The organism is Xanthomonas arboricola (assembly GCF_003353015.1).
Taxonomy (GTDB): Bacteria; Pseudomonadota; Gammaproteobacteria; order Xanthomonadales; family Xanthomonadaceae; genus Xanthomonas; species Xanthomonas arboricola_E.
This window is the reverse complement of sequence record NZ_QREM01000010.1, coordinates 597,191-607,592: the sequence shown is the minus strand read 5'-3', so window position 1 is coordinate 607,592 and position 10,402 is coordinate 597,191. Positions and strand designations below refer to the sequence as shown.

Annotated in this window: 10 protein-coding genes and 1 riboswitch; of the genes, 2 read left to right on the top strand and 8 right to left on the bottom strand. The window is 67.4% G+C overall.

Annotated elements, in window-relative coordinates; genetic code table 11:
- Positions 1–221: 221 nt before the first annotated feature.
- Positions 222–806, bottom strand: a complete 585-nt coding sequence (locus tag C0541_RS20100; RefSeq protein ID WP_115051112.1) for a manganese efflux pump MntP family protein — start codon at positions 804–806, stop codon at positions 222–224.
- A gap of 12 nt (positions 807–818) precedes the next feature.
- Positions 819–980: riboswitch (yybP-ykoY riboswitch) on the bottom strand.
- Between the two features lie 610 nt (positions 981–1,590).
- Positions 1,591–2,340 carry an IclR family transcriptional regulator gene (locus C0541_RS20095; RefSeq protein ID WP_115051111.1) on the bottom strand — a complete coding sequence of 250 codons (750 nt, stop codon included), beginning with the start codon at positions 2,338–2,340 and terminating at the stop codon, positions 1,591–1,593.
- Positions 2,341–2,520: 180 nt separating this feature from the next.
- Between C0541_RS20095 and fucP the strand changes: the two genes are divergently transcribed.
- Positions 2,521–3,828, top strand: coding sequence for an L-fucose:H+ symporter permease (gene fucP / locus C0541_RS20090; protein WP_115051110.1), 1,308 nt, complete (start codon positions 2,521–2,523; stop codon positions 3,826–3,828).
- Positions 3,825–4,190 carry an L-fucose mutarotase gene (locus C0541_RS20085; RefSeq protein WP_115051109.1) on the top strand — a complete coding sequence of 122 codons (366 nt, stop codon included), beginning with the start codon at positions 3,825–3,827 and terminating at the stop codon, positions 4,188–4,190. Before fucP ends, C0541_RS20085 begins: the two co-directional genes overlap by 4 nt.
- Positions 4,191–4,645: 455 nt before the next feature.
- Here C0541_RS20085 and C0541_RS20080 read toward each other — a convergent pair whose 3' ends face one another.
- The 6 genes from C0541_RS20080 to C0541_RS21805 all read right to left on the bottom strand — a co-directional run bounded on the left by C0541_RS20080 (position 4,646) and on the right by C0541_RS21805 (position 10,352).
- Positions 4,646–5,968 (bottom strand): L-fuconate dehydratase, encoded by a 1,323-nt coding sequence (locus C0541_RS20080; RefSeq protein ID WP_115051108.1) that lies wholly within the window; start codon positions 5,966–5,968, stop codon positions 4,646–4,648.
- Positions 5,969–6,455: 487 nt separating this feature from the next.
- A complete protein-coding gene (locus tag C0541_RS20075) occupies positions 6,456–7,313 on the bottom strand; it encodes a fumarylacetoacetate hydrolase family protein (protein ID WP_115051107.1) in 858 nt (285 codons plus the stop codon).
- Positions 7,314–7,472: 159 nt separating this feature from the next.
- A complete protein-coding gene (locus tag C0541_RS20070) occupies positions 7,473–8,243 on the bottom strand; it encodes an SDR family oxidoreductase (protein WP_161960176.1) in 771 nt (256 codons plus the stop codon).
- The gene (locus C0541_RS20065) at positions 8,240–9,112 is read right to left on the bottom strand and encodes an amidohydrolase family protein (RefSeq protein WP_161960175.1); all 873 of its coding nucleotides are present in this window, start codon (positions 9,110–9,112) and stop codon (positions 8,240–8,242) included. The genes C0541_RS20070 and C0541_RS20065 overlap by 4 nt, the downstream gene beginning before the upstream one ends.
- Positions 9,109–10,116 (bottom strand): aldo/keto reductase, encoded by a 1,008-nt coding sequence (locus C0541_RS20060; RefSeq protein ID WP_115051105.1) that lies wholly within the window; start codon positions 10,114–10,116, stop codon positions 9,109–9,111. The genes C0541_RS20065 and C0541_RS20060 overlap by 4 nt, the downstream gene beginning before the upstream one ends.
- Complete coding sequence (locus tag C0541_RS21805) at positions 10,113–10,352, bottom strand: hypothetical protein (protein WP_115051104.1); 240 nt, start codon at positions 10,350–10,352, stop codon at positions 10,113–10,115. The genes C0541_RS20060 and C0541_RS21805 overlap by 4 nt, the downstream gene beginning before the upstream one ends.
- Positions 10,353–10,402: the final 50 nt, after the last annotated feature.

Sequence of the window (10,402 nt, the reverse complement as noted above, 5' to 3'; positions counted from 1 at the left end):
CGGTCACCAGGATCACACCGCCGAGGATCTCGGCACGCTTGCCGATCAGGTTGCCGGGCACGTGGCCCAGCATGCGGTCTAATACGCGGCCCAGCTTGATGCCTGCGGTGGTCATGCACGGAGCGCACTGCCCTGCCTCGTAGGAGCGCACCTGGGCGCGAAGGGCTTTACCGATAAGGCCTCGTCGCGCCCAGGTGCGCTCCTACGGAGACTGCCGCGTGCTACGCGGCGCCGCTGAGGTGTTCGTAGAGNAGGATGACGCTGCCGACGGTCACCAGGATCACACCGCCGAGGATCTCGGCACGCTTGCCGATCAGGTTGCCGAGCGCGCGGCCCAGCATCACGCCTGCGGTGACCATGCTGAAGGTGCACAGCCCCACCACCACCGCCACCACGCCGATATGCACGTCCAGAAACGCCAGGCTCACGCCGACCGCCATCGCATCGATGCTGGTGGCAAACCCGGTGGTGGCCAGGGCGAGCAGGCCGTGCCGTTGTGGCGTGTCGGCCGCATCTTCAATCTCGTCGGCTTGGTTGCGCAGGCCGGCCACCATCATGTGCACGCCCAGGCCGCCGAGCAGCACGAAGGCAATCCAGTGATCGAACGCACGCAGGTGGCTGGACGCGGCGCGCCCCAGCAGCCAGCCGATCACCGGGGTGATCGCCTCGATGCTGCCGAAGATCAAACCGGCGCGCAGCGCATCGCGCCACTGCGGCTTGCGCATGGCCGCGCCCTTGCCGATCGCTGCGGCAAACGCATCGGTGGACATCGCAAAACCGATCAACACGATGGAAAACGGGGACATCGACAGTCTCGGGCTGGGCACGGTCGCAACGACATGCGCCCGCGCCAACCGTCGTCGTGCACGCATGCCGCTGGTCTCGCCAAACCGGAACTGGTTGCCTGCACCACGGCGCAACGGCCGAGTATGTTGATGCAGGCACTTTCGATGGACGAAAGCAGGCTACTCCCCAAGGGGCGCGCAGTGTAGCAACGCGTGGCCGCGTTCGGAGCGCCTGCATTGCACGCGAAGGTCGGTCTGATCTTTATAGCCGTGGCTATTGCGACCCGGGATTTACGCGGGTTTTGCCTTGTTTCCAGGCGCCTGGGCCACGGCGGCTGGTCCACCCACCGGACCGATGTGGCGCCCGATCGCATTGGCCATGGTGACGAACCGTCTCCATGCCGATGAAGCAGGCAGCAAAAAAACGCGGGAAAGACCGCTGATGCGGGATCTGCTGAAAACAGTGCGGGATGGACCTTCATGTCTGGATGTGCGTGCATGCGCCGGCGCCGGCTTGCTGCTGTCTTTCATGGCACCACGCAGGCATGCAGCGATCAGCAACATGCAGCGATGCAACGCTCTGCGGAGCGCTTCGATGTGCGCGGCCTGCGAGGTCGCGGCGGTTGCAGGCGACCCCGCTGGAGTGAAGCGCGATGGCCGGGCAGCCATCGCAGCACTGCGGAAAGATCACGCAGCGCTGTACGCAGGGGCCTACCCGCGCAGTGGATGGACACCGGGAGTCAGCCGCCAGAAGCGCGCCGCAGGCAACCTCAGCGCCGACGCAAGCTCCCGGCGCGGGCCACGGCTACAGCAACGCGGCGGAGATCTCCGCGGTCGCCGCGCACAGGGCCTGCAGCGCCGCGTGCGGGCCGACCAGCTCCGGGCGGCGCGCGATGAACGGCACGGTCAGCGTATAGGTCGCACTGCCGCGCTGCAGGATCGGGGCGGTCAGGTCGACCACGCCCACCACCGCTTCGCTGGGCTGCATGGCATAGCCGTCGTTGCGCGCCTGCGCGGCGGCCGCCAGGAACTGCGCACGTTCGAACGGCACCTCGCTGGCGTCGAGCATGTCCAGCCAGCGCGCCTGCACCTCCGGCTGCTGGAACGCGAACAGCACCAGCCCGGAACTGGAATGGGTCAACGGGCGGCGATGGCCCGGGCGCACCACCAGGCCCAGGTCGCTGGGCACGTCCATTTGCGCGATCACCACGATCTGGTCGCCGGACGGCGCCACCAGGTGGCAGGGCTGACAGATCGCATCGGCCAGCCGCCGCATCACCGGCAACGCCGCTTCGCTGATGCTCTGCACCTGCGGCTGCTGCATGCCGAGCATGAACAGCCGATTGGTCAACACATAGTCGCCTTCGCCGTCGCGGGTGAGATAGCCGCGCTCCTCCAGCACCTGCAGCATGCGGAAGATCTCCCCGCGCGAGCGGCCGATGCCTTGCGAGATCGCGCCCATGCTCATCGGCTGCGCCTGGCGGGCGAGCAGCTCGAGGATGTCCAGGCCCTTGTCCAGGGCGGGGGCACGGTACTTGGCGGGTTCGGTACTCATCCGTCTGCGGCTCCAGGCAAGGCTGCGGCGCGCCAGGGTACAGGCATCGCGGGCAGCGGTGAGGGTCGGCTCTCGCGTGCAAATATAAACAAAGTTTTTATATTTGCATGGCGCTGGCCTGCGCAGTACGCTCGCCGCACAGCAACGCAAGCGCCACAGCCTTGGGAGGGGATCGGTCGCATGCATCACAGTGACATTGCCGCGTCACCGCGCGGCAACCTGGCGCGTACCGCCATGGTTCCCCTGTTGTTGATCGTCAGCCTGTTCTTTTTGTGGGGCATGGCCAACAACCTCAACGACATCCTGATCAAGCAGTTCAAGAAGGCCTTCGAGCTGACCGACCTGCAGGCAGGCCTGGTGCAGAGCGCGTTCTACCTGGGCTATTTCGTGTTCGCGATGCCGGCGGCGATGTTCATGCGCCGCTACAGCTACAAGGCGGCGGTGGTGCTGGGCCTGCTGCTGTATGCCTGCGGCGCGTTCCTGTTCTATCCGGCCGCGCAGGTGCACACCTACTGGCTGTTCCTGCTGGCCTTGTTCGTGATCGCCAGCGGCCTGGCGTTCCTGGAAACCACCGCCAACCCGCTGGTGACCGTGCTCGGCCCGGCAGAAGGCGCGGCACGGCGCTTGAACCTGGCCCAGGCATTCAACCCCTTGGGCTCGATCACCGGCGTGCTGGTCGGCCAGCACTTCATCTTCTCCGGGGTGGAACACACGCCGGCCGAACTGGCGGCAATGGCGCCAGCCGCACGCGAGGCGTTCTTCGCCACCGAATCGGCGGCGGTGCAGACGCCGTACCTGGTGATCGGCGCGGTGGTGGTGCTGTGGGCGATCCTGATCGCGCTGGTGCGCTTTCCCAGCGGCGCACCGGATGCCGTGGCCGGCCAGGCACCCCGGCGTGCGCGTTTCGGCGAACTGTTGCGCAATCGGCGCTTCATGTTTTCGGTGGTGGCGCAGTTCTTCTACGTGGGCGCGCAGGTCGGCATCTGGAGCTATCTGATCCGCTATCTGCAGGACGCGGTGCCGGGCACGCCGGAAAAAAGCGCGGCCACGTATCTGACCATCTCGCTGGTGCTGTTCATGGCCGGCCGCTTCATCGGCACCGCGCTGTTGCGCTATCTGGCACCGGCCAGGCTGCTGGCGAGTTTTGCCGCGATCAACCTGGTGCTGTGCGCGCTGGCGATCGCCTTCCCCGGCTGGACCGGCCTGTACGCACTGGTGGCCGCAAGCGTGTTCATGTCGGTGATGTTTCCGACTATCTTCGCGCTGGGCCTGGATGGCCTGCATGACGACGCGCGCAAGCTGGGCTCGTCGTTGCTGGTGATGTCGATCATTGGTGGTGCACTGCTGACGGCAGTGATGGGCGCGGTGTCGGACATGGCCGGTATCCACTGGGCGATGGGGGTACCGGGCGGGTGCTTTGCGGTGATCCTGCTGTTTGCGCTGCGCGCACGGCGCGCGGCGCCGGTGAGCGCGGGAGCAGGCGCATGAGTACGCGGCGCCTGTGTTACGTGCTGGATCTGCACGACGATGCGCAGTTGATCGCCGAGTACGAGCGGTGGCATCGGCCCGACGAGGTCTGGCCGGAAGTGGTGGCCTCGTTGCAGCAGGCCGGCATCCTGGAGCTGGAGATCTTTCGCAGCGGCGACCGCCTGGTGATGCTGATGGAGGTCGGCGACGCCTACGATCCGGCGGCCAAGGCGGCGCGGGATGCGGCCGATCCGCGGATCCAGGCCTGGGAAGACCTGATGTGGCGGTTTCAGAAACCGCTGCCGGGTAGCGCGCCCGGGGAGAAGTGGCGCGAGGCCGGGCGGATCTTTGCGTTGAGTGCGGCGATCGACGCGCAGCGCTAGACCGTGCCCTCATCCGCCCTGCGGGCACCTTCTCCCGCACGCGGGAGAAGGGAGTGATCCGCATTGGCTCAGGCGTGGTGTGTCCGCCTGGGCCACGTCCCCCTGCTGGGCATCTGCCGCGTGCTGCCGGTCAGCCGTTTGTTGTTCCGCCGGGCCGAATTCCGCCAGGCGGAAGATTTAGATCCCAAAAGCGCCCACCCGATGGCTGAGCCATTCCGGCCGGCTTGTAGTCCCGGCCACACGAGCGCTCCCTTCTCCCGCTTGCGGGAGAAGGTGCCCGCAGGGCGGATGAGGGGCTGCGTACCGGCCCCTGGCGCTACCGGCCAGCTCCTGCACCCAGTAACGTCCGTCCTGACAGCTGAGCCGTTCCACCAGATCGCAGTCCGACCGGCCAACCGCTCCTTTCTCCCGCCTGCGGGAGAAGGTGCCCGCAGGGCGGATGAGGGGCTATGTGCTCAGCCCTTGCCGTTGCCGGCCAGATCCTCCACCCAGAAGCGTCCGTCCGGATAGCTGAACTCCGCGATCGAGGACGCATGCATTTCCGCAGAGAAACCCGCCGCCTCCGGGGCCAGGTAGCGGCCGTGCCGGATGCGCACCGGATCGAGGAAATGCTGGTGCAGATGGTCGACGAATTCGATTGCACGGTCTTCCATCTGGCCGGTGATGGCGACGAAGTCGGCCATCGCCAGATGCTGCACCAGTTCGCACAGGCCGACACCGCCGGCGTGCGGAAACACCCGCACATTGAACTTGGCAGCCAGCAGCAGGATGGCGAGGTTTTCGTTGACCCCGCCCACGCGCGCGGCGTCGATCTGGATCAGGTCCACCGCGCCGGCCTGCAATAGCTGCTTGAACACCACCCGGTTCTGGGTGTGCTCGCCGGTGGAGACCGGCACCGGGGTGATGCCCTGGCGGATCGCGGCGTGGCCGAGCACGTCGTCCGGACTGGTCGGTTCCTCGATCCAGGCGATGTCGAATTCGGCCAGCTGGCGCATCCAGTCGATCGCCGGGCCCACGTCCCAGCGCTGGTTGGCGTCCACCGCCATGGCGATGTCCGGGCCGATCGCCTCGCGCGCCAGGCGGCAGCGGCGGATGTCGTCCTGCACGTTGGCGCCGACCTTGAGCTTGATGGTGCGGAAGCCGTCGGCCACCGCCTCCTTGGCCAGGCGCACCAGTTTCTCGTCCGAGTAACCGAGCCAGCCGGGCGAGGTGGTGTAGGCCGGATAGCCCTGTTCGATCAGCGTGGCGATGCGTTGCGCGCGCTGCGGTTGCGCAGCGCGCAGGATCGCCAGCGCTTCGTCGCGGGTGAGCGCGTCGGTGAGGTAGCGGAAGTCGATGGTGTCCACCAGCTGCTCGGGCGTGAGCTCGGCGATATAGCGCCACAGCGGCTTGTTCGCCGCGCGTGCAGCCAGATCCCAGGCGGCGTTGATCACCGCGCCGATGGCCATGTGCATCACGCCCTTTTCCGGACCCAGCCAGCGCAGCTGCGAGTCGTTGGTGAGCCGGCGCGCAAACGCGCCCAGGTCGGCGATGACCTCGTCCACCGACAGGCCGACCACATGCTCGGCCAATGCGGCCACCGCAGCGGTCTGCACGTCGTTGCCGCGGCCGATGGTGAACACCAGGCCGTAGCCGGCCAGGTCATCCGGCGCATCGGTGCGCAGCACCACATAGGCGGCCGAATAATCCGGGTCCGGATTCATCGCATCCGACCCATCGAGCTCGCGCGAGGTGGGGAAGCGGACGTCGTGGGTGTCGAGGGCGATGATGGTGCGCATGGAAGTCCTGGGCGATGGAAGACGGGGAATAAAAAACGCGCGGAGTAAAAACGGAAACGCAAACGGAGAAGGGCACCAGAGCCCCTCTCCCACCGGGAGAGGGGTTGGGGTGAGGGTACGAACTGGGGTGAGGGTACGAACGCGAAGCGCCAGAGAGATTGAAGCGCTGCAGGTACCCATGCATCTGCAACGCAGATCAACGACCAACTACGCGTCGATATCAACGCGCTACAGCGCCTGGACGTTCAACGCACCCGCACACTCCGTAAAAAATTGCACATGACGCGTCAGCACCAGCGCCGACATGTCACGTCGAACAACAGATACCACGGCGTCGAATTGCTCCAATACGTCGCTACGTACCCTCACCCCAACCCCTCTCCCGAGGGGAGAGGGGCTTCAGGCAGCATCGTGCGCAGGCATTACCACTTGCGTTGAGCGCAACTTGGCTCGCATGACGACCGAAGTCCTGGAAGAGAAGGAGGCTTCAAGCCGCATCGCGCGGATGCGCCACCACCGGCTGGCGTTGACGGCCCAGACCTTCGATCTCCAGCTCCATCACGTCGCCCGGCTTCAGGTACACCGGCGGCTTCTGGCCCAGGCCCACGCCCGGCGGGGTGCCGGTGCTGATCACATCGCCCGGCATCAGCGTCATGTAGCGGCTGATGTGGCTGACCAGTTCGGCCACGCCGAACACCATCGTGCGGGTGCTGCCGTTCTGGTAGCGGTGGCCGTTGACCTCCAGCCACATCGACAGGTTCTGCGGGTCGGCGATTTCATCGCGGGTGACCAGCCATGGGCCGATCGGGCCGAAGGTATCGGCGCTCTTGCCCTTGACCCACTGGCCGCCGTGCTCGAGCTGGAACTCGCGTTCGGACAGATCGTTGATGACTGCGTAGCCGGCGACGTGGTTCAGCGCCTCGTCCACCGAGACATCGCGCGCCACATCGCCGATCACCACGCCCAGTTCAACTTCCCAGTCGCTCTTGACCGAGCCGCGCGGGATGATCACGGTGTCGTTGGGCCCGGTCACCGCGGTGGTGGCCTTCATGAAGAGAATCGGCATCTTGGGCACGTCCATGCCCGATTCGGCAGCGTGGTCGGCGTAGTTCAAGCCCACGCAGATGAACTTGCCGATCTGCCCCACGGCGGCGCCATAGCGCAGCTCGCCTTCGAGCAGCGGCAGCGTGGAAGTATCCAGCGCACGCAGCTTGTCCAGGCCGGCATTGGTGATGTGCTCGCCGGCGACATCGTCGATCACGCCGCTCAGATCGCGGATGCGGCCTTGGTCATCGATCAGGCCGGGACGTTCCTGGCCGGGGGCGCCAACGCGTACGAGTTTCATGCGGTCTTCCTTTGCAGGTGAGGAATGGAGCGGCCAGCAACGCTGGCGCGCATGCATCAGGTGGATAAGGACGGCGTGCTCAAATCAAGCCAGTACGGCTCGCAACCGACACTGGCCGCCGCAGATTGCGGTGCGCGGCACGGCGATGCGTTGCCGCGCTCAATTGGACCAGCCGCCATCGATGATATGGGTCTGGCCGGTGGTGAACGAGGATTCGTCCGAGGCCAGGTACACCACCAGCTGCGCGATCTCGCGCGGGTCGCCCAGGCGACCCATCGGCTGGCGGTCGGTGAAGCTCTTCCACACCGCCTGTTCGTCGCCGCCCAGCGCCTTGACGCGCTGGCCCAGCGACGGGGTCTTGATGGTGCCCGGGCAGATCGCGTTGCAGCGCACGCCCTGGGCCACGTAATCGGCGGCGATGGCCTTGCTCAGGCCGATCACGGCCGCCTTGGTGACGCCGTAGACGAAGCGGTTCGGCACGCCCTTGATGCTGGAGGCCACCGAGGACATGTTGATGATGCTGCCGCGGCCGCGCGCGAGCATGCCCGGCAGCACCGCCTTGCAGGTGTAGTACATCGCATCGACGTTGATCGAGAACGAGCGCCGCCAGGCCGGCTCGTCGCAATCGAGAATGCTGCCCTGGTGCACGAAGCCGGCGCAGTTGAACAACACATCGAACGGGCCGTGCGCGGCGACCAGCGCGGCAACCGCCGCCGCGTCGGTGACATCCAGCAGCTGGGTGGTGATGGCATCGGATTCGGCCGCCAGCGCCTGCAGGGCAGCGGCGTCGATATCGGTGGCGATCACCTGCGCACCGGCGCGTGCGCAGGCCAGCGCGCTTTCGCGGCCGATGCCGGCGCCGGCGGCGGTGATCAGGCAGCGCTTGCCATGCAGGCGGTCGTTGGGAGGTGCAGGGATCGAGACAGTCATACCGAAGAGGTTCCGTGGGTGGGGGCCGCCGGCCGTGGCAGACGATAGAACGTGCGTGCGTTGTCGCCGAACACCGCTCCGGCATGGCCGTCTGCGTGTGTGGCGACCAGGTGTTGTGCGATCTGCAGCCACTGCGCGTACTCGGCGCGCTGGGTCAGCACCGGCCAGTCGCTGCCCCACAGCATGCGCTGCGGGCCGAAGCGTGCGAACAGATGCGCGACATACGGCTCCAGCGCCTCCACGCCGGCGCCGCGCGCCGCTTCGGTCAGCAGGCCGGAGAGTTTGCAGTGCACATTGGGATGCTGCGCCAGCGCGGCCATGCCGGCCGCCCAGGCGACGAATTCGCCTGCGGCGATCTGCGGCTTGCCGCCGTGATCGACGACCACGCGCAGCTGCGGATGGCGCTTCAGGCGTGCCTGCAGCGCCGGCACATGTACGCTGCGGATCAACGCATCGAACGCCAGGTCGTGGGCGAGCAGGGCGTCGAAGGCGGCATCCAGTCCGGGCTGGGCCAGCCATTGCGCATCGGCGATGTCCTGCACCATCGGACGCAGGCCCTTGAGCATGCCGTCGCCGGCCTGCACCAGCGCAGCGATGCGCGCGGCGGCATCGGGCGCGGCGAAATCGACCCAACCCACCACGCCGGCAATGCGCGCCTCGGCGCGCGCCAGCTCGAACAGGTAATGCGTTTCGGCCTCGGTCGCGGCGGCCTGCACCACCACCACGCCCTCGATATCGGCCGCGTCCAGCGCCTGCCCGATATCGGCGGGGCCGAAGTCGCGATACAGCGGCGCCAGTTCGGGCGTCAGCCAGGCGTAATCGCCACGGGCCAGTTGCCAGAAATGCAGATGTGCGTCGATGCGGCTCATGGCGTGGGCAGGTCCGCGTCGAGCAGGCCGCCGTCGCGCAGGCGCTGCCACAGCGCCGGCGGAATCGCCGCCTGCAACCGCGTGGCAGCCGAGTGCACCTCGGCCACGGTGCGCATGCCGGCCACCACCGTGGTCACGGCCGGATGCGCCAGCGGGAACTGCAACGCCGCCGCGCCGATGTCCACCTCGAACGCCGCGCACGCCGCATACAGGCGCTGCGCATGCTGCAAGGTGGCGGTATCCACCGGAGCGTAGTTATAGGTGGCGCCGGGGCCGCGTGCATCGCTGAGCAGGCCGGAGCTGTACGGGCCGGCCGACAGGATCGCCACGTTGCGCTGCTGCGCCTGCTCGAGCAGCGCGCGGGCGCCGTGCTGTTCCAGCAGCGTGTAGCGGCCGGCCAGCATCACGCAGTCGAGCGGGAAGCGTGGCAGCACCTCCAGCGCCACCTCCTGCTCGTTGACCCCCAGCCCGATCGCCCCGCAGGCACCGGCCGCCTTCAGCTCCGCCATCGCCGGCAAGGCCTCCTCCAGGGCCTGACGCAGCACGTGGGCGTGGGTGTCGCCGTGGGTCAGCGCACCGATGTCGTGCAGCAGCAGCACGTCGATGTAGTCGGTGCCCAGGCGCTCCAGGCTGGAGGCGAACGCGCGCCGCACGCCGTCGGCGCTGTAGTCGAACTCGGCGCGCCGGCCCGCCACCGCAAAACCATCGCGCCCGGCGGTGGCCTGCGCATCGTCATGGATGCAGCGGCCGACCTTGGTCGACAGCGTGTAGGCGGCGCGCGGCACACCGGCCAGGCCACGGCCCAGGCGGGTCTCGCTCAGCCCGTAGCCGTAGTACGGCGCGGTATCGAAGTGGCGGATGCCGGCCTGGTACGCAGCCGCCACCGCGGCCAGCGCCTGGCCTTCGTCCACTTCGGTGTACAGATTGCCGATCGGCGCGGCGCCAAACCCCAGTGCCGACAGCTGCACATCAGTGCCGCCCAGACGCTGCCGCGCAACGCTCACGCCGCACGCTCCGCGTGCAGGGTGGTCACGGGACAGGTGCCTACGGAATCTGGGAAGCAGGGGCTGGGCATCGCGACATCCACCAGCCGGCCGATGCCGGTCTGTTCGCATATGAATATCGCAATCATGAGTGAACAGATCACGCTGCAGTGCAGCATTGCAGGCCACGGGGCCGGTACGTGTGCCGTGCAGCGCCGCGGTAGGCCTGCAGCCCGACCCGCTCGCCAGCGTCGCATAACGCAGGACCCGGTCCGTCTCGACATCCTTGCCGCGTGGCCGCGTGCGA

Bases quoted from the DNA above. Each gene is read 5' to 3' on its own strand.
- C0541_RS20095 (WP_115051111.1), bottom strand. From the start codon at position 2,340: ATGAGTACCGAACCCGCCAAGTACCGTGCCCCCGCCCTGGACAAGGGC.
- fucP (WP_115051110.1), top strand. From the start codon at position 2,521: ATGCATCACAGTGACATTGCCGCGTCACCGCGCGGCAACCTGGCGCGT.
- C0541_RS20085 (WP_115051109.1), top strand. From the start codon at position 3,825: ATGAGTACGCGGCGCCTGTGTTACGTGCTGGATCTGCACGACGATGCG.
- C0541_RS20080 (WP_115051108.1), bottom strand. From the start codon at position 5,968: ATGCGCACCATCATCGCCCTCGACACCCACGACGTCCGCTTCCCCACC.
- C0541_RS20075 (WP_115051107.1), bottom strand. From the start codon at position 7,313: ATGAAACTCGTACGCGTTGGCGCCCCCGGCCAGGAACGTCCCGGCCTG.
- C0541_RS20070 (WP_161960176.1), bottom strand. From the start codon at position 8,243: ATGACTGTCTCGATCCCTGCACCTCCCAACGACCGCCTGCATGGCAAG.
- C0541_RS20065 (WP_161960175.1), bottom strand. From the start codon at position 9,112: ATGAGCCGCATCGACGCACATCTGCATTTCTGGCAACTGGCCCGTGGC.
- C0541_RS21805 (WP_115051104.1), bottom strand. From the start codon at position 10,352: ATGCGACGCTGGCGAGCGGGTCGGGCTGCAGGCCTACCGCGGCGCTGC.